The sequence below is a fragment of the Streptomyces sp. NPDC001348 genome, from assembly GCF_053597535.1.
The window spans coordinates 98,494-116,080 of sequence record NZ_JBSFIK010000012.1 but is presented as its reverse complement, the minus strand read 5'-3'; the positions used below and the strand labels follow the sequence as shown (position 1 = coordinate 116,080).

Sequence of the window (17,587 nt, the reverse complement as noted above, 5' to 3'; positions counted from 1 at the left end):
ATGGAGCCGACCACCGCGTCCGCCGACGAGGAGGCGGTGCTCGCCGACATCAGGGGCATGCTCCTGACCCTCCTCGAGGAGTACGGCGAGGAGGACCTCGAGATCGGCATGACCACGACGTTCAACCGCGATCTGGAGCTGGAGAGCATCGACCTCGTGACCCTGGCGGGTCTGCTGAGGGAGCACTACGGAAACCGGGTCAACTTCGCCGAGTTCCTGGCCGGCATGGAGTTCGAGGAGATCATCGAGCTCACCGTCGGCCGGCTCGTCGAGCACGTCGTGCACAGCCTGAAGGCCGCGGAGGCGAGCTGACGGATGGCCATCGTCGACACCGGCGAAGTCCGGTTGCACGTGCAGCGCATGGGCCCCGAGGACGGCCGTCCCCCGGTCGCCACCGCCGTGCTCGTGCACGGCCTGCTCACCGACAGCCTGGCCAGCTACTACTTCACGGTGGCCCCGCGGTTCGCGGTGGCCGGCGTCGACGTGGTCATGTACGACCTGCGCGGCCACGGCCGCAGCGAGCGGCCCCCGGCCGGCTACACCCTGGACCACAACATCGACGACCTCGAAGCACTGCTCGACCGGCTCGGCATCACCGGGCCCGTCCACCTGGTCGGCAACTCCTACGGCGGGACCATCGCCTTCGGCTACGCAGCCCGCCACCCGGAGCGGGCGGCCAGCCTCACCCTGATCGAGTCCGAGCCGGCCACCGCGGCCTGGGCGGCGAAGCTCGGCGGAATCCTGGACCGGGTACTGAACCAGCTGGCGTACAACGAGCCCGACGCGATCGCCTGGATCACCGCCCACCGGGGGCACAACACCGCGCGCCTCGCCAAGGGCGCCGCACGGCTCGCCCGGGAGACCACCCTCGGCCGGGACATACCCGCCAGCAGGGTGCTCACCGAGGACGAGATCAGAGCCGTGCGCTGCCCGGTCCTCGGCGTCTACGGCGGCGACTCGGACCTGGTGGAACTGGCGCCCCTCAAGGAGGCGCTGCTCGCCGACTTCCGGTCCGTCGTGCTGCCCGGACACGAACACTCCGTGCTGGTCGAGGCGGCCGGGGCGGTCGGCGGGCACGTCCTGGAACTGATCCGCTCGGCGGGGGCCGAGGCCGTCCGGTGAGCGGCTTCCTGTTCGTCGTACCGCCCCTGGTGGGGCACATCAACCCGGCGGTGGGCGTCGCCGCCGAACTCGCGGCGCGCGGACACCGGGTGGCCTGGGTGTGCGCCGACGCCGGGCTGGTTCGGCGGCTCGCCGGCCCGGAGGCCGACGTCCTCCCCTGCGCGGGACCCGCCCCGGCCGAGCGCCCGCCCCGACTGCGTGGCCCGGAGGCGCTGAAGTACCTGTGGGAGGGGTACCTGCTGCCGCTCGCCGACGCCATGGCCCCCGGGGTCCGGGCGGCCGTGCGGAGCCTGCGCCCCGATGTCGTCGTCGCCGACCAGCAGGCCTTCGCCGGCGCCCTGGTGGCGGAGGGCCTCGGCCTGCCCTGGGCCACCTCCGCGACCACCTCGGCCGAACTCACCGGCGCCTACGACGGCATGCCCAAGGTCGCCGACTGGATCAGGGCGAGGCTCGACGAGCTGCGCGCCCGCATCGGTGACCCGGCCGGCGACACCGACCCGCGTTTCTCCCCCCACCTGCTGCTGGCGTTCAGCACCCCGGAACTCGCCGGTCCGTCGGCCGTCCGGGGCGAACACATCCACTACGTCGGCCCCTCGGTCGCCGCCCGCCCGGCCGCGCCCGGGTTCCCCTGGGAGTGGCTGGACCCCGGCCGGGCCACGGTCCTGGTGACCCTGGGCACCGCCAACGCCGACGCGGCCGGACGTTTCCTCGCCGAGTGCGTGGGCGCGGTGCGCGAACGGGCCGACCGGACACAGGCCGTGGTGGCCGATCCGGGCGGCACGCTGGAGGTGTCCGGCGGGGACAAGGACGTACTGGTCCTGCCCTACGTGCCCCAGCTCGCGCTCCTGGAAAGGGCCGGCGCGGTGGTCTGCCACGCCGGGCACAACACCGTCTGCGAGGCCCTCTGGCACGGCGTGCCGCTGGTCGTCGCCCCCATCCGTGACGACCAGCCCGTGGTGGCCGCCCAGGTCGTCGACGCGGGAGCGGGCGTCCGGGTGCGGTTCGGCCGGGTCTCCGCCGCCGGGCTCGGCGCGGCCCTCGACACGGTCCTGTACGAACCCGGCCACCGCACCGCCGCGGAACGGATCCGCGCCGCGTTCCGCGCCGCGGGCGGCGCCCCCGCCGCCGCCACCCGCCTCGAGCGGCTGGCCGCCGACACACGTCCGGAGGGAACCCGATGAGCAACGAGACCCAAGGCCCCGACGACGCCGGTGGTGCCGGGGGTGCTCGCGGTGCCGGCCGAGCTGACCGCGCCGCCCGGGTCGCCGAGCTGCGCCCCGCCTACCGGGCCGACCTGGCGAGCGGTGTGGACCGCTTCTTCGCGCCCCGGCGCAGCACCTGCCCCTGGTGCGGGTCGGACCGCCTGACCACCAGGCTGCGCACCACCGACCTGCTCCAGCACAAACCGGGCCGCTTCCTCCTCGACCGCTGCGAGGCGTGCGGGCACACCTTCCAGAACCCGGCGCTGAACGAGGAGGGCCTGGAGTTCTACTACCGAGACTTCTACGACGGCCTCGGCGAGCAGAGGATGGGCGGCACCTTCGGGGGCCGTACGAAGATGTACCGGGGCCGCGCCGAGTCGATGCTGCCGCACGATCCCACCCCGAAGAACTGGCTCGACGTGGGCACCGGGCACGGCCACTTCTGCGCGGCCGCCCGCGAGGTGCTGCCCGGCACCTCCTTCGACGGCCTCGACTTCACCGACGGCGTGGAGATCGCCGCCCGCGAGGGCCGCGTGGAACACGCCCACCGCGGCCTCTTCCCCGACCTGGCACCCGACCTCGCCGCCCGCTACGACGTCGTCAGCATGTTCCACTACCTGGAACACAGCACCGACCCCGACCGCGAACTGCGCGCCGCCCACCAGGCCGTCCGCCCCGGCGGCCACCTGCTGATCGAGGTCCCCGACCCCGAGAGCCGCTACGCCCGTCTCCTCGGCCGCTGGTGGCTGCCCTGGCTCCAGCCGCAGCACCTGCACTTCGTGCCCGTCGCCAACCTGCGCCGACGGCTCACCGAGCTCGGCTTCACGGTGGTCGCCGAGCAGCACGCCGAACCGCACGACCCGGTCGACCTGCTCGCCGCCGTCTGGCTGGCCCTGGACCACACCGCGCCGCGCGAGGACGCCCCCTGGTTGCGCGAGCCGCCCGGGGCCCTGAGCCGAAGCCTGCGCACCGCGACCCTGCTCGCGGGCGTACCCGCCCTGGTCCTGGCCACCCTGGTGGACCGTCTCGGGGTACGGCCGCTGTCCCACCGGCTCGGCCTGTCCAACGCCTACCGCCTCGTGGCCCGCCGTGACTGAGGGCCGCCGCCGTCCGCGGGCGAACCGGTAGCCTTCACTGGGGGAGCGCCCGACGGGCGACCTTCCCGCAAGTGATGACCGACAGGGGAGGAACCGGCGGTGCACGTCCAGGAATGGCTCGACTCGGTGCCCGCGGCCGCCGTCTACGCCGTGGTGGCCCTGGTGATCGGTCTGGAGAGCCTGGGCATCCCGCTGCCCGGTGAGATCGTTCTGGTCTCGGCGGCCCTGATGTCCTCCCAGCACTCCGGCGTCAACCCCTTCGTGCTGGGTGCGTGCGCGACCGCCGGCGCCGTCGTCGGCGACTCCATCGGATACGCCATCGGCCGCAAGGGCGGGCGACCACTGCTCGCCTGGCTGGGCAGGAAGTTCCCCCAGCACTTCAGCGAGGGCCACGTGGCCACCGCCGAGCGGTCCTTCGAGAAGTGGGGCATGTGGGCGGTCTTCTTCGGCCGCTTCATCGCCCTGCTCCGCATCTTCGCAGGCCCGCTCGCCGGTGTCCTGCACATGCCGTACTGGAAGTTCCTGATCGCCAACGTCCTCGGCGGCATCTGCTGGGCGGGCGGCACCACCGCCGTCATCTACTACGTCGGAGTCGTCGCCGAGGACTGGCTCAAGCGCTTCTCCTACCTGGGCCTGGTGGTGGCCCTGCTGATCGGCCTGTCGTCGATGCTGGTGCTCAAGCGCAAGGCGAAGAAGGCGGCCGACAGGCGGGAGGCCGAGACCGAGCCGGAACCCGTCCCGGCCGCCGACTGAGGCAGGCCCGGGACATCAGTCCCGGTGCACGTCCCGGTGCGCCTTGGCCAGCTCGGCGTACAGCGTGCCGTTGAGCGTCACCCCCTGGCGCTCCTCCTCCGTCAGCTCCCGCTTCACCTTCGCCGGCACCCCCGCCACCAGTGACCCCGGCGGCACGACCATCCCCTGCGGCACCAGAGCCTGCGCGGCCACGAGGGACCCCGCGCCGATCACCGCCCCGTTGAGGACCGTCGCGCCCATCCCGATCAGGCAGTCGTCCTCGACGGTCGCGCCGTGCACCACGGCGTTGTGCCCGACGGACACGCGCTCGCCGATGGTGACGGGAAAGCCCGGGTCGGCGTGCAGCGTCACGTTGTCCTGCACATTGGCGTCCGCCCGGACGGTGATCCGCTCCACGTCGCCGCGCGCCACCGCCCCGTACCAGACGCTCGCACCCGCCTCCAGCGTCACGTCCCCGATGACGGAGGCCGTGGGCGCCACGAAAGCCTCGGTGTCGACCTTCGGTTCCCTGCCGCCGATGCCCATGATCAACGCCTTGTGCGTCATCGCCCTCTCCTCGTCGTCGGTACATTCGCACGGTACGCCACCCGGTGGGGCGAAGATCACAGCCTTCCGGGCTCTTGGCCGGACCATGCGCTGAGTACGGTGAGCGGATGCCCATCCACAAGAACACGTTCTCGTTCTCGTCCTGGCGGCGCGGTCTCCTCCAGCGCGCCGTGCACGCGGGCTGGGCATGGGTGCAGCGCACGGGCTCGGTCACCGCCGAGCACCCGGGACGGCTGCGCTTCGGCGCGATCGGAACGGGTACCAGGCTCGCCTTCCCGCTGGGCACCGTCTTCGGCGAACCCTGGATCCACCTCGGCGCCCATTGCATCGTCGGCGAACAGGTCACCCTGACCGCGGGCCTCATGCCCGACCTCGACCTCGGGCCCGAGCCGATCCTGCGCATCGGCGACGGGGTCGTGCTCGGCCGGGGTAGCCATGTCATCGCCGACACGACGGTCACCATCGGCAGCGACTGCTACTTCGGGCCGTACGTCTACGTCACCTCCACCAACCACTCGTACGACGACCCGCACGAGCCGATCGGTAAGCAGTGGCCGCGGATGGAGCCGGTGGAGATCGGCCCGGGCTGCTGGATCGGCACCGGCGCGGTCGTCCTGCCCGGCGCGCGGATCGGCCGGAACGTGGTCGTGGCCGCCGGGGCGGTGGTCCGCGGCACCGTGCCCGACCACGCCGTGGTGGCCGGCGCGCCCGCCAAGGTCGTACGCCGCTGGACACCCGCCGACGGCTGGCAGCCGCCGCTGCGGACGCCGCCCCCGGTGCCGATCCCGGAAGGCGTCACCTCGGAGCAGCTGCTGTCCCTGGCGGAGCTGGACGAGGCGGACGTGGCCCGGCTGGCGGAGCTGGAGACCGAGAGCTGACTCGGCTGCGGTCCCCACTCCCCATGGGCACCGCGAATCCGTCGGCGTCCAGTCGGTGACCGGCCCTACGCTGATCCGATGCGCGAGCCTGCCGAAGAGCCGTACTGGAACACCAACGTTGCCCGGCACCCGGGCATCCTCCGGTCCGTTCCCGAGGGGTGCGGCGATGCCTTGGACGTCGGCTGCGGGGACGGGCTGCTGGCCCGGAAGCTCGCCGGGCGGGCGAAACGCGTCACCGGTGTCGACAAGTCACCGGACATGATCGCCCGCGCCCGCGAGTCCGCCGCCGGTCACCCGCAACTGACCTTCGTCCAGGGAGACTTCCTCACCGCGGAACTCGGGGGTGCGGAGTACGACTTCGTCTGCTCGGTGACCACGATCCATCACATGGACTTCGAGGCGGCCCTCGTCCGCATGCGTGAGCTGCTGCGGCCCGGCGGCACGCTGGTGGTGGTCGGTCTGGCCCGCGAGGCGAGCGTGACGGAATGGGCGGCACTGATCGCGGCCGCCCCGATCGTGCGGATCACGAAGGTGCTGCGTCGCGCGCGTGGCCCGCAGGGCATGCCGGTCGCCGATCCGCAGATGAGCTACGGGCAGGTACGGGCTGCCGCCCACCGGCTGCTGCCCGGCGTGCGCTACCGCCGCCACGTGCTGCGCCGGTACTCGCTGACCTGGGAGAAACCCGCTCACTGAACCGACGTGGACGGGCCAGGAGGACGTTTGATCTCGTCGTCCGTCCTGCCGCATCGGGCGATGTCAGCGGTGGCACAACCTGCAGCTGTGAGGCTGTCCATGGCGCCGCCGGAGACCTTCCATGTCGGGTCTCTGGCCGACTGCCGCACTCGGTGCGCTCAGGCATCCGAACATGCCACAGTGACAGTGCGCAGGAGCCGGCGGGCTTGCACGGCCCCTGCGTCGTCCCGTGAGGGGCGGGGCGGTCGGATTCGAACCGACGTCCTCCGAGATGATGTCGCGGCGCACTACCTCTGTGCTACGACCCCGCCTTGTCGTGATCATAAGCCACAATCGTGTCAGGGACGCCGGGAAAAGAGCGCGGAAGGACCGTCACCAACAGGGGGCAGGTGACGGGCCGGCCCCATACCGGCGCTGCGTGATGCGCGTCCGACGACGTTGCGGCGTCACCGTGCTGGCCTGCGCGGAAAGCCGAGGGCCACCAGGGCTGTCAGGGCGATGCCCGCCGTTGCCACGAAGAGCGCGGTGCGCGCGCCGGCCACCGTGGCCGCCGCCGAGGTGTGCTGCCCGAGGCCCGCGATGCCGACCAGGACCGCCAGGCCCACCGCGCCGCCTACCTGCTGGGTCGTGGACGCCATGCCGGAGGCGATGCCCTGCTCGTGGCCCGCGATGCCCGCGACGGCGGCGCCGAACATCAGGGAGTAGCCCGCCCCTTGGCCCAGGCCGAGGACCAGGAAGCCGGGGATCAGCGCGGCGTAGGAGCCGTCGGCGGCCATGGCGAGTGCCACCATCGCCGTGCCCGCCGCGCCGAGCGCGAGGCTGCCGGTCATCGCCGTGCGGGCGCCGAGCCGGGTGGTGATCCGGCCCGCGAGGAGCGAGCCCGCGGTGATCGCCAGCATGGGGACGAGGTAGGCGAGACCGGTGCGCAAGGCGTCGTAGCCGAGGACGTTCTGGAAATAGACGGTGAGGAAGTACGCGAGGCTGCCGATCGTCGCCATGTAGAGGAACGTCACGGCCATGCCGGTGCGCAGCCGGCGGCCACGGAGCAGCCGCAGGGGCATCAAGGGGTCGCGAGTGCGGGCCTCGATGAGGAGGAAGGCGGCCAGCAGGGTCGCGCCCGACGCCGCGGAGAGCACGACGGTCGCCGACAGCCAGCCCGACTCCGGGCCCTGGACCAGGGCGACGACCAGCCCCGTGACGCCCAGCGTGGAGGTCAGGGCGCCGGGCAGGTCGATCCGGCGGCCGGCCCGCCGAGCGGTGTCCGGGGTGATGAGGCGGAAGGCGGCCACCACCGCGATCAGGGTCAGCGGGACGTTGACGTACAGTACCGAGCGCCAGCCGAGGAGTTGGGTCAGTGCGCCGCCGAGCAGCGCGCCCACGATGAGTCCACTGCCGCCCGCCGCGCCCCACACCGAGTAGGCGCGGTTGCGCGCGCGGCCCTCCGCGAAGAGCGTGCCGACGAGGGTGAGCGTTGCGGGGAAGAGGAACGCGCCGCCGATGCCCTGCACGGCGCGGGCCGCGATGAGCAGGCTGGGTCCTGCGGCCAAGCCGCCTGCCAGCGACGAGACTCCGTACAGGCTCAGTCCGAGCACGAACGTGCGGCGTGGGCCGAACAGGTCGCAGGCGCGGCCGCCGAGGAGCAGGAAGCCGCCGAAGGCGACGGCGTACGCGCTGATCACCCACTGGAGGTGCTGCGCGGAGAAGCCCAGGCCAATGCCGATCTGGGGTAACGCCACGTAGACGATGTTGTAGTCGACGGAGATGATCAGTTGGGCGAAGGCGAGGAGGGCGAGGTTCGCGGCGTTCGCCCTCCCGCGCCGTGCGAGGGCCCTGGGAGCCGGGCGTGGCCCGGGCGTCGTCTCCAGGGTCATGTGCAGCCGGGCCTCGTCCTCGTCGGCCTTGCGGGTAAGGGCTTCGAACGCCTTGGGGGCAGCCTCGGCGAAGTTGGTGCGCGGGGAGTCCTCGTGAGCGGTGGTGGGTGTGTGGGGGGCGGCCTGAGCGGTGTGCGCGTTGTCCGTCATGCCATGAATCTATGGCCGGGAAAGACCCCGGACAGGGTTCATTCTCCTGCTCGAATCATGGGTCAATTCGGCGGAGCGTATCGGCAGCGTAAGGCTCTTCACCGGCCCTACTCGTCGAGGAACTGATACGCCCCGCTCGGGGCTCCGATCACCACGATGCCGTCGCGAACCTGCCACTCGCTCATGCCCTCGGACTCGTGGCTGACGAGGAACAGACCGGTGATCAGGTCATTGTCGTCGTCGGAAGCCGGGACCCGCGCCACACGGCGCAGTTGCTCCAGGAACCGGTCGGCGGACTGCGCGCGCATCTCGGCCCCGAAGAAGACCCAATTGGTGAAGTTGTACTGCCTCGCGGGAAAGGCCCAGCCTCCGCCGTATGTCCGATCGGGATCGTCCGCTCCGACGATCTCCTTGACTTGGATGAGCTGCCGGTCATCGCACTCCAGCCAGCCCCTGATCCGGACATAAACGCCCACGACGACCGCCCCGTACTCCGGGCGCCGTTCGCTGGGCGCCGACTCCGACGTCGTCGCACCATAGGCGGGGCCGGATTGATCCAGCAAGGCGCCGGCGTGCCCCTGCGGCCAGCCCGGACGCCGGCGCGTCAGGAACCCGTCTTCTCCGCGATCCATCGTTCCAGCGCGGCCTGCTCCTCGAGGGAGGCGTGCTTCGCCGCGTAGCCGCGGACGACGTCGTAGAGGCGGCCCTGGAGCTCACCGTACTCGTCGAAGCGGGCGAGGACGGCTCGGGAGAACTCGCCGATGGAGACGTCGTCCCGTTCGTGGGCCTTCGCGGCGGCTTCATGGAAAGCAGCGGCCACGAGCAGGTGTGCGGTGGCTTCGTCGTCGGGACTCGCGTACACGGCTGACTCTCTACCCCGGATTGCGAGGGGCGACCCCTGTGGCCCCGTGCCCCCACCGTTTCGGGGCTGTCAGCCGGTCGCCAGGAGCAGCGTGCCGAGCAGGGCGAGGCCCGCGCCCGCCGCCTGCACCGCACGCAGGCGTTCCCGGAGGAAGCCGCGGGCGGCCAGCGCGGTGACCACCGGGTAGAGCGAGGCGAGTACCGCGGCCACGGTGACCGGGCCGTGGTGGGCGGCGACCCAGTAGGTGCCGTTGGCCGCCACGTCCGCGAGGCCCACGAAGGCGAGCGCGGGCAGGTCGGCCCGGGAGAATCCATCCACCGGGAGGGCGGGGGTGCCCCGGCGCACCGAGAGGTACAGGGCGGCTCCGCCCGCGGCCGCGTTCGTCACGCGCTGCGCGAACAGTGCGAGGTACAGACCGCCGACGGTGGTCGAGGACTCCGTGATCAGAGCGAACACCGTACCGAAACCGAGTGCGGCGACGAGGGTGAGCAGGATCGCCTGCCGCTGCACGGGGGCGCCCCGCAGCTGCGGCCCGCCGGCGAGGGCGACGCCCGTGACGGCGACCGCGATGCCCGTCACCTGCGCGAGGCCCGGACGTTCGCCCAGGACGAGGCCGACGGCGACGGGGACGGCGACGCTCAGGGTGGCGAGCGGGGAGACGACGCCCATCGGCCCCAGTGCGAGAGCTTTGTAGAACGACAGCATCGCCACCGGCCCGACCAGCCCTGCCGCGAAGGCGAACCACAGTCGCGGCCCGGCCTCGCTCCAGCCTCCGGTGGCCGTCACGATCGCACCGAGGACCACGGCCGCGATCGTCTGGGAGACCATCACGACCGTGAGCGCGGGGGCTCGCCGTGTCAGCAGCCCGCCGCCGAAGTCGGCCAGGCCCCACAGAAGGCTGCTGGCCAGGGCGAAGAATGCGGTCACGAGACCCCTCGCAGTACAGTTCGGTGAACGATCGGGTTCACCCCACCGTAGTTCAGTCCATTGAACTCTGTCATCCATGATATTGGACGGAATGTGTCGGACCTCGACCTGCTGACCCAGTCCCTGGCGCGCAACGTCAAGCGCTGGCGCACCGAGCGCGGCTTCACCCTGGACACGCTGGCCGCCCGTGCGGGAGTCAGCCGCGGCATGCTCATCCAGATCGAGCAGGCCCGCACCAACCCCAGCATCGGCACGGTCGTGAAGATCGGCGACGCGCTCGGCATCAGCGTCACCACCCTGCTCGACTACGAACAGGGCCCGAAGGTCCGCATCGTCCCCGCCGACCAGGCCGTACGGCTCTGGCACACCGAGGCGGGCAGCTACAACCGGCTCCTCGCGGGCGCCGAGGCACCGGGCCCGCTGGAGATGTGGGACTGGCACCTGATGCCCGGCGAGGCCAGCGCCTCCGACCCGCACCCTTCCGGCACGGTGGAACTCGTCCACGTCACGGCGGGCGAGCTGACGCTCACCGTCGACGGGACCGAGTACCGCGTCCCGGCCGGTGCGAGCGTCTCCTTCGAGGCCGACACCCCGCACACATATGGCAACGAGGGTGACGTCCCCGCGGAGCTGGTGATGACCGTCTCGGTCCCGCCGGTGCGCTGAGCCCGCTCTCCCGGGGCTGTAGCGTGCGGTCATGCGCGCACCCATCGGAGACTTCGACAACGCGACGCCCGTTCCCGACTGCCTCGACGAACTGGTCGGCCCGGTCGCCGACGCCGTGCGCCACTGGCGCGGCAGCGTCCCCGCCGACCAGATCGTCTACGTCGACACCGAACCGCAGTGGGCCGACACCGCCACCTTCGTCGAGCACTACGGGCGCGACCTGCTCGAGCGGTCCGCCAACTGCGTCGTCGTCGCGGGCAGGCGGGGCGGCGCCACCACCCTGGCCGCGTGCCTGGTCCTGTCCACCACGCGGGTCGACGTCAACGGTGTGGTGCGCCGCCGGCTCGAGGCCCGCAAGGCCTCCTTCGCGTCGATGGACACCGCGACGGGGGAGACCGGGATGGAGTACGGGGGCATCACGCCGATCGGGCTGCCGGAGAGCTGGCCGCTGCTGGTGGACTCGGCCGTCGTCGACCTGCCCTACGTCCTGGTCGGCAGCGGGCGCCGGCGCGGCAAACTGCTGGTGCCGGGCAAGGCGTTCGCCGAGCTGCCGGGAGCGGTGGTGCTGGAGGGCCTGGGCACGGCCTGACCTCAGGCGGTCACATGGTGGGCCAGCGGCAGGTGCGGGTCCGCGTGGCCCGGGGCGGGCGCCGGATCCGCGTGCACCAGGGCCGCGGTGAGCCTCGGCACGGCGTGCAGCAGGGCGTGCTCGGCCTCGACGGCCACCGCGTGGGCCTGGCGGACCGTCGCCTCGCCGTCCACCACGACCGCGACCTCGGCCCGCAGCCGGTGCCCGATCCACCTCAGCCGCAGCTCACCGACCTCCAGCACGCCCGCGACCTCGCCGAGTGCCCGCTCCGCGCGGTCCACCAGCGCCGGGTCGACGGCGTCCATCACCCGCCGGAACACCTCCCGCGCCGCGTCCCGCAGCACCAGGCCGATCGCCGCCGTGATCGCGAGCCCCACCAGCGGATCGGCGAGCTGCCACCCCAGGGCGGATCCCCCGGCGCCGACCAGCACGGCCAGTGACGTGAACCCGTCGGTCCGGGCGTGCAGACCGTCGGCGACCAGCGCGGCCGACCCGATGGCACGGCCCACCCGCATCCGGTACCGGGCCACCCACTCGTTGCCCGCGAACCCCACCAGCGCGGCCACGGCGACGGCCGGGAGGTGGGCGACGGGCCGCGGATCCAGGAGCCGGTCCACCGCCGTCCATGCCGCGAAGGCCGCGGACGCGGCGATCGTCAGCACGATCGCGAGGCCCGCGAGATCCTCGGCGCGCCCGTACCCGTAGGTGAAACGGCGTGTCGGGGCACGTCGGCCGAGCATGAAGGCGATCCCCAGCGGTACGGCGGTCAGCGCGTCCGCGGCGTTGTGCGCCGTGTCCCCGAGCAGCGCCACCGATCCGGAGACGGCCACCACGACCGCCTGCACCAGCGCCGTCCCGCCCAGCACGGCCAGTGAGACCCACAGCGCGCGCATGCCGCGCGCGCTCGACTCCAGCGCCGGGTCGAGCTTGTCGGCGGTCTCGTGGGAGTGGGGCGTGAGGAGATGGGCGAGGCGATGGCGGGCGGAGGAGCGATGCGGGTGTTCGTGGTGATGGTTGTGGTCGCTCACGTGCTTCCCCTTCGGCTGCGGGAGTGGACGTACGCCGCCCACGGAGCCATTATGTGCTTATGAGCGCACGCATGCACCTGTCACCTGCGCACCATGCGCATCCGCGCAGCCCGGGCGAGGAACAGTTCACGCTCGCCGCCGAACTCCTCGCCCTGCTCGGCGACCGCACCCGCCTCGCGCTGCTGCACGCGCTGACGCGGGGGGAGGCCGACGTCACGACCCTCACGGCGGAGTGCGGGGCGGCCCGGCCCGCGGTCAGCCAGCACCTGGCCCGGCTGCGGCTCGCGGGGCTGGTGAGCACCCGCAAGGAGGGCCGCCGCGTGGTCTACTCACTGCACGACGGTCATCTGCGCCGCCTGGTCGACGAGGCGCTGAACGTGGCGGACCACCGGATCGGCGACCGGCCGGTGCACGACTGAGGAGGGCGTCAGTGCCGCGCGGCCGTGCCCAGGTACTGCTCCGCGAACGCGGCGGCCGCCGCCGATGAGGCGAACAGGCGGCGCAGCCTGGCCAGCGTGGTGCCCGCGCGGAACGGATCGCCGCAAGCCGCCCCGTGATAGATGTCCGACAGCCACTGCGAGAACTCCTGGTAGTCCCACACCCGCCGCAGCGCCGCCGCCGAGTAGCCGTCCAGTCCGGTGCTGTCGCCCCGGGTGAGCCGCGCGGCGAGCGCGTCGCCGAGGAGGAAGGCGTCGTGCAGGGCCAGGTTCATGCCCTTGGCCGCGATGGGCGCGGTCAGATGGGCGGCGTCACCCGCAAGGAACAGCCGGCCGAACACCAGGGGCTCCACCACGTAGTCGTGCATGTCCAGCACGCGCTTCTCGATCAGCCGTCCCTCCGTCAGCGGCGGCGCCCCCGCCGCCCCCAGCCGCTCCCGCAGCTCGGCCCAGACGCGCTCGTGTCCCCAGTTCTCAGGGTCGTCGCCGGGCGGGCACTGCAGGTAGTAGCGGGTGACCTCCGGACTGCGGGGCATGTGCCCGGCGAAGCCACGCGGATGGACGCCGAACACGACGCAGTCGGAGGAGGGCGGCGCCTCGGCGAGCAGTGCCAGCCAGCCGATGCCGTAGTCGTGCCGGGCGATCCGGGCCCGCCCGGGCGGCAGTGCGTCCCGGGTGGCCCCGCGCGCCCCGTCGCAGCCGGCCACGAAGTCGCAGCCGATGATCCGCCGCCGCCCCGACTCCGGGCAGAGGTAGGAAACCGAGGGACGGTCCGTGTCCAGGTCGTGCAGCCGTACGTCCCGCACGCCGAAGCGGATGTCGCCGCCCCGGACCTCGGTGTACTCGCGCACCAGATCGGTCACCAGCATCGGCTGCGGATAGACGTAGTGGCGGTGGCCCGTCAGGTCGGTGTACGCGAACCGGTGCCGCTCGTCGGCGAAGCGGAACTCGCACTCGGTGTGCGCCTCGGCCCCCGCGAGCATGCCCCGGCCGAGCCCGCGCCGTCGGAGCTCGTGCAACGCCCACTCCTCGACGATCCCGGCTCTCGGTCGCGTCTCGATGAACCCGCGGCTCTCGGTCTCGAGGACCACGCAGTCGACGGAGGCGGCTCGCAGGATGTTCCCGACGGCGAGCCCGGCGGGCCCGGCACCCACGATGACGACCGGACGGCGCTCTTCGGCAGGGGGATCGAGGTGGGGGGAGGGGAGTGTCACCGGGCCAGTATGACGGTGTTCAGACAGGCATGGGCCCGGCCGCGGGAGCGGCCGGGCCCTCAGCGGAGTGCTGCCGTCGGTGCGGACGGCCGCACTCAGTGCGCGGGCATGTCCACGACGACGACCTCGTCGATGCTGCGCTCGATCTCCTCGGTGCCGGAGGCGGAGGCCTTGGCCCAGTAGTAGATGCCGATGGAGAACGCCGCGATCACCAGCATGTCCCACCACAGCGGGAGCTTGCCGGAGCCGCCGAAGCCGCCCAGCCAGGAGATCACGCCCATGCCCAGCAGGTAGACCGGGAGCCACTGGGCGGCCTTGAAGTCCATCCGGGGCGCGTCCGGCAGTTCCTTGCTCGTGGCGTACCAGGCGTAGGAGCCGAGCAGCACATAGCCGAGGATGATGGCGATGCCGAGCCGCCACAGGGTGTCCCAGCCGGACCAGTAGATGATGAGGCTCGCCACCACGAACGACAGCGGCGAGATCACCTTGCCGCCGGGCAGCCGGTACGGGCGCGCGAAGTGCGGCAGCCGGTCGGCGAAGACGCCGTACGCGAGCGGAGCGCCGGCGTACATCAGGACGCTCGCCGAGGTGATGAAGCCGACCAGCTCCTGCCAGCTCGGGAAGGGCAGGAAGCAGACCACGCCGGTCACGAAGGAAATGATCAGGCCGAACCAGGGCACGCCCCGCTTGTCGGTCTGGGCGAAGACCTTCGGCGCGTAGCCGTTCTTGGCGAGACCGAAGGAGACGCGGGAGGTGGCGGTGGTGTAGATCAGGCCGGTGCCGCCGGGGGAGATCACCGCGTCCACGTACAGCACCACGGCCAGCCAGCCCAGGCCCACCAGGGTCGCCAGGCCGGCCCACGGGCCGCTGATGCCGGGGAAGTCCAGCTTGGCCCAACCGTGCGCGAAGGCACTGTGCGGCAGGGCGGCGATGAACACGACCTGGAGCAGGATGTAGATCACCGCACCGATCGCGACCGACCCGAGCGTGGCGCGCGGCAGGTCACGCTGGGGGTTGCGGCTCTCGCCCGCCAGCTGGATCGCCTGCTCGAAGCCCAGCAGGGCGAAGATGATGCCGCTGCCGCTGATGGCGCTCAGCACGCCCTTCGCGCCGAGCGGGGCGAAGCCCTCCGAGGTGAAGTTGCCGCCGTGGAAGTGGCCCGCGGCGATGATGAAGATGGCGCCCAGCGGGACGGCGATCTTCCACCAGGTGGCGGCGCTGTTGGTGTGGGCCAGGGCCCGGACGCCGAAGAAGTTGACCGCGACGAAGACCGCCATGAGGAGGACGGCGACGACGATGCCGCTGGGCGTCAGTGTCCCGTCGGAGTGCTGGAAGCCCTGGGCGAAGTGCCAGTGGGCGGCGTAGCCGATCATGGCCTCGACCTCGATCGGGGCCACGGTCGCCGCCTGCAGCCAGGCGAACCATCCGAACGACATGCCGGCCAGGCCGCCGAACGCGTAGTGCGGGTAGCGGGCCGTTCCGCCGGCCACCGGGAACATGCCGCCGAGTTCGGCGTGCACCAGCGCGAGCAGGACGATGGCCACCGCGCCGATCACCCACGAGATGATCGCCGCGGGGCCGGCCGCCATGACGGCCTTCTGGGCTCCGTAGAGCCAGCCGGAGCCGATGATGGACCCCACGGAGGCCCACATCAGTCCGATCAGCCCGACGTCCCTTCGCAGACCGCTCGGGTCTCTCGTGGCTTGCGGCACGGCATGGTCGACATTCGCCATGTCAAGTGGCCTCTCAGTTTCTGAACAGAGGATTAACGAGCAATGAGGCCACAGGGTAGGGACGCCTTGCGAGTCGGCAAAAGACTGTTTCCCAAATTTTGACTGTTGAGCCGGAACGGAGCGTCACGGTCTTTGTACAGGTCAGGCGGTTGTACGGAATGTTCGTATTCAGACACGCAATGTGAGAAGAGAGTGAGACAGCTAGCCCAGACGAGGAATTTCGATCGCCGGGCACCGGTCCATCACCATGTCCAGTCCGGCCGCCCGGATCCGCTCGTACGCGACCTCGTCGATCACCCCGAGCTGGAACCAGACCGCCTTGGCGCCCTTGGCGACCGCCTCGTCGGCGACCGGTCCGGCGAGGTCGCTGTTGACGAAGACGTCGACCACGTCCACCTCGAAGGGGATCTCGGCGAGGGAGGCGTAGCCGGGCTCGCCGTGCACCGTCTCCGCCTTCGGATGGACGGGCACCACGCGCTTGCCGAAGCGCCGCAGCACCTCGGCGACGCCGTACGCGGCCCGGCCCCGGTTCGAGGAGAGGCCGACGACGGCCCAGGTGTCACCGAGCTCGGTCAGGATCCTGCGGATGGTCGCTGCGTCACCGTACACGGCCGGCCTCCTCGGGCCTCGGGGTCACTGTCCTCGGCGGAAACGGCGGCCGCCGGGCGGTGATTCCCGCCGCACTGTCCGGAAGCCGCGCCATGCCGTCCGGTATCCCGCCACAACATCCGCAATCGCGGCCAAGTGTCTGCAAAGGGCCGTCCCTGCGCCTACAGTCGGGCCGTGCTGCGCATCATCGACTCCCGTACCGGTGCGCCCGTCGAGGCCGCTCCCGCCCGGCGGGTCCTGACCCGGGTCCACGCGCACGCCACGGGCCTCGACGCCTCCGCCCTGCGCGTGCTGCTCGTCGCCGACGTCCTCGTCCGCGTCCTGGAACTCGGCGGCACCCCCGTCTGGGCCGTGCTCACCGGCGACCGGCAGCAGCCGGAACTCCGCGCCGCCGCCACCGGCCTGGGCATCCGCCCCTTCGAGGACGGCCGGGACCTCGCGTCGGGGCTGGGCGAGTCCCAGGTCATCCGTGTGACGGGGGAGCGGTCGGCGGCGGTCGGCGGGTCGCCGCCGGACGGAACCGTCCTGGTCGAGGTCGCCCCGGTGACCGGGCCGGAGGCTCCGACGGCGGCCGACGTCGGTGTCCGCGATCCCGCCGCCCTGCGCCTGGCCCTGCTCGCCACGCCCCGGGGGACGCCCGTACGGCTCGACGCGGACGCCCTCGACGAAGCGGAGCGGAACCTCGCCCGCTGGCGGCGGGCCGTCGCCGTCTGGGGCCGCCGGCCGTCGCGGCCGGTTCCCGAGGAGGTGCGCGGACGGCTGCGCACCGCCTGGGAGGACGATCTGGACGTGCCCGGAGTGCTGCGGGAGCTGGGCCGGGTGGAGACCGAGCCGGGCCTGCCGGACGGCGCCCGCTTCGAGACGTACGCCTACGCCGACCGGCTGCTCGGTCTCGATCTGGTGCGGGACCTGGGGAGCCTGTCATGAGGGTCCACGCGGACACGGTCACACCGCGTCGGCCGGTCGCGGCGCGCCGTGTCGACTCCGTCGCCCCGGGGAGCGCCGCCGGGGCCGAGGGCGCGGCGGAAGGCGTCCTCGTCCTCGCCGGTCCCGGCCTTGAGCCGGTCCGGGGTCGTGGAGGCTCGTCATGAGGGTCCACGCGGACACGGTCACACCGCGTCGGCCGGTCGCGGCGCGCCGTGTCGACTCCGTCGCCCCGGGGAGCGCCGCCGGGGCCGAGGGCGCGGCGGAAGGCGTCCTCGTCCTCGTG

General features: G+C 72.3%; 20 protein-coding genes. 11 read left to right on the top strand and 9 right to left on the bottom strand.

The window, feature by feature from the left end:
• The 5 genes from ACWC21_RS15580 (at position 1) to ACWC21_RS15560 (ending at position 4,174) form a co-directional block, all read left to right on the top strand.
• The gene (locus tag ACWC21_RS15580; protein ID WP_450882076.1) at positions 1 to 312 is read left to right on the top strand and encodes a phosphopantetheine-binding protein; all 312 of its coding nucleotides are present in this window, start codon (positions 1 to 3) and stop codon (positions 310 to 312) included.
• A 3-nt stretch (positions 313 to 315) separates the two neighbouring features.
• A complete protein-coding gene (locus ACWC21_RS15575) occupies positions 316 to 1,122 on the top strand; it encodes an alpha/beta fold hydrolase (RefSeq protein WP_450881958.1) in 807 nt (268 codons plus the stop codon).
• The gene (locus ACWC21_RS15570; protein ID WP_450881956.1) at positions 1,119 to 2,303 is read left to right on the top strand and encodes a glycosyltransferase; all 1,185 of its coding nucleotides are present in this window, start codon (positions 1,119 to 1,121) and stop codon (positions 2,301 to 2,303) included. The genes ACWC21_RS15575 and ACWC21_RS15570 overlap by 4 nt, the downstream gene beginning before the upstream one ends.
• Positions 2,300 to 3,421 (top strand): class I SAM-dependent methyltransferase, encoded by a 1,122-nt coding sequence (locus ACWC21_RS15565; RefSeq protein ID WP_450881954.1) that lies wholly within the window; start codon positions 2,300 to 2,302, stop codon positions 3,419 to 3,421. The genes ACWC21_RS15570 and ACWC21_RS15565 overlap by 4 nt, the downstream gene beginning before the upstream one ends.
• 99 nt (positions 3,422 to 3,520) lie before the next feature.
• A complete protein-coding gene (locus ACWC21_RS15560; RefSeq protein WP_450881952.1) occupies positions 3,521 to 4,174 on the top strand; it encodes a DedA family protein in 654 nt (217 codons plus the stop codon).
• 15 nt (positions 4,175 to 4,189) lie between these two features.
• Here ACWC21_RS15560 and ACWC21_RS15555 read toward each other — a convergent pair whose 3' ends face one another.
• Positions 4,190 to 4,720: a gamma carbonic anhydrase family protein gene (locus ACWC21_RS15555; RefSeq protein ID WP_450881950.1), complete on the bottom strand. Its 531-nt coding sequence runs from the start codon at positions 4,718 to 4,720 to the stop codon at positions 4,190 to 4,192.
• Between the two features lie 107 nt (positions 4,721 to 4,827).
• Here ACWC21_RS15555 and ACWC21_RS15550 point away from each other — a divergent pair, with 107 nt between their 5' ends.
• Together ACWC21_RS15550 and ACWC21_RS15545 are read left to right on the top strand one after the other, a co-directional pair.
• Entirely contained in the window at positions 4,828 to 5,598 is a 771-nt protein-coding gene (locus ACWC21_RS15550; protein ID WP_450881948.1) for an acyltransferase, read from the top strand.
• 78 nt (positions 5,599 to 5,676) lie between these two features.
• Entirely contained in the window at positions 5,677 to 6,291 is a 615-nt protein-coding gene (locus ACWC21_RS15545; protein ID WP_450881946.1) for a class I SAM-dependent methyltransferase, read from the top strand.
• A 446-nt stretch (positions 6,292 to 6,737) separates the two neighbouring features.
• Here ACWC21_RS15545 and ACWC21_RS15540 read toward each other — a convergent pair whose 3' ends face one another.
• The 4 genes from ACWC21_RS15540 to ACWC21_RS15525 all read right to left on the bottom strand — a co-directional run bounded on the left by ACWC21_RS15540 (position 6,738) and on the right by ACWC21_RS15525 (position 10,101).
• Positions 6,738 to 8,312, bottom strand: coding sequence for an MFS transporter (locus ACWC21_RS15540; protein ID WP_450881944.1), 1,575 nt, complete (start codon positions 8,310 to 8,312; stop codon positions 6,738 to 6,740).
• A 107-nt stretch (positions 8,313 to 8,419) separates the two neighbouring features.
• Positions 8,420 to 8,875: a hypothetical protein gene (locus tag ACWC21_RS15535; protein ID WP_450881942.1), complete on the bottom strand. Its 456-nt coding sequence runs from the start codon at positions 8,873 to 8,875 to the stop codon at positions 8,420 to 8,422.
• 41 nt (positions 8,876 to 8,916) lie between these two features.
• Positions 8,917 to 9,174: a hypothetical protein gene (locus tag ACWC21_RS15530; RefSeq protein WP_450881940.1), complete on the bottom strand. Its 258-nt coding sequence runs from the start codon at positions 9,172 to 9,174 to the stop codon at positions 8,917 to 8,919.
• Between the two features lie 69 nt (positions 9,175 to 9,243).
• A complete protein-coding gene (locus ACWC21_RS15525; RefSeq protein ID WP_450881938.1) occupies positions 9,244 to 10,101 on the bottom strand; it encodes an EamA family transporter in 858 nt (285 codons plus the stop codon).
• 93 nt (positions 10,102 to 10,194) lie between these two features.
• Between ACWC21_RS15525 and ACWC21_RS15520 the strand changes: the two genes are divergently transcribed.
• The gene (locus tag ACWC21_RS15520) at positions 10,195 to 10,767 is read left to right on the top strand and encodes a helix-turn-helix domain-containing protein (protein WP_450881936.1); all 573 of its coding nucleotides are present in this window, start codon (positions 10,195 to 10,197) and stop codon (positions 10,765 to 10,767) included.
• 31 nt (positions 10,768 to 10,798) lie between these two features.
• Positions 10,799 to 11,356 carry a YbaK/EbsC family protein gene (locus tag ACWC21_RS15515; RefSeq protein WP_450881934.1) on the top strand — a complete coding sequence of 186 codons (558 nt, stop codon included), beginning with the start codon at positions 10,799 to 10,801 and terminating at the stop codon, positions 11,354 to 11,356.
• Between the two features lie 2 nt (positions 11,357 to 11,358).
• Here ACWC21_RS15515 and ACWC21_RS15510 read toward each other — a convergent pair whose 3' ends face one another.
• Positions 11,359 to 12,384 (bottom strand): cation diffusion facilitator family transporter, encoded by a 1,026-nt coding sequence (locus tag ACWC21_RS15510; protein ID WP_450881932.1) that lies wholly within the window; start codon positions 12,382 to 12,384, stop codon positions 11,359 to 11,361.
• Between the two features lie 59 nt (positions 12,385 to 12,443).
• Here ACWC21_RS15510 and ACWC21_RS15505 point away from each other — a divergent pair, with 59 nt between their 5' ends.
• Entirely contained in the window at positions 12,444 to 12,803 is a 360-nt protein-coding gene (locus ACWC21_RS15505) for an ArsR/SmtB family transcription factor (protein WP_450881930.1), read from the top strand.
• A gap of 8 nt (positions 12,804 to 12,811) precedes the next feature.
• On the opposite strand, the gene ACWC21_RS15500 is transcribed toward ACWC21_RS15505, so the two are convergent.
• From ACWC21_RS15500 to ACWC21_RS15490, 3 genes are all read right to left on the bottom strand, one after another.
• Positions 12,812 to 14,035 (bottom strand): 4-hydroxybenzoate 3-monooxygenase, encoded by a 1,224-nt coding sequence (locus ACWC21_RS15500; protein ID WP_450881928.1) that lies wholly within the window; start codon positions 14,033 to 14,035, stop codon positions 12,812 to 12,814.
• A gap of 95 nt (positions 14,036 to 14,130) precedes the next feature.
• The gene (locus tag ACWC21_RS15495; RefSeq protein WP_450881927.1) at positions 14,131 to 15,768 is read right to left on the bottom strand and encodes an APC family permease; all 1,638 of its coding nucleotides are present in this window, start codon (positions 15,766 to 15,768) and stop codon (positions 14,131 to 14,133) included.
• 201 nt (positions 15,769 to 15,969) lie between these two features.
• On the bottom strand, positions 15,970 to 16,377 hold the full coding sequence (locus ACWC21_RS15490) for a CoA-binding protein (protein WP_450881925.1): 408 nt from the start codon (positions 16,375 to 16,377) through the stop codon (positions 15,970 to 15,972).
• 135 nt (positions 16,378 to 16,512) lie between these two features.
• On the opposite strand from ACWC21_RS15490, the gene ACWC21_RS15485 reads away from it, so the two are divergent.
• On the top strand, positions 16,513 to 17,304 hold the full coding sequence (locus ACWC21_RS15485; protein ID WP_450881923.1) for a hypothetical protein: 792 nt from the start codon (positions 16,513 to 16,515) through the stop codon (positions 17,302 to 17,304).
• The last annotated feature ends 283 nt before the right edge of the window (positions 17,305 to 17,587 follow it).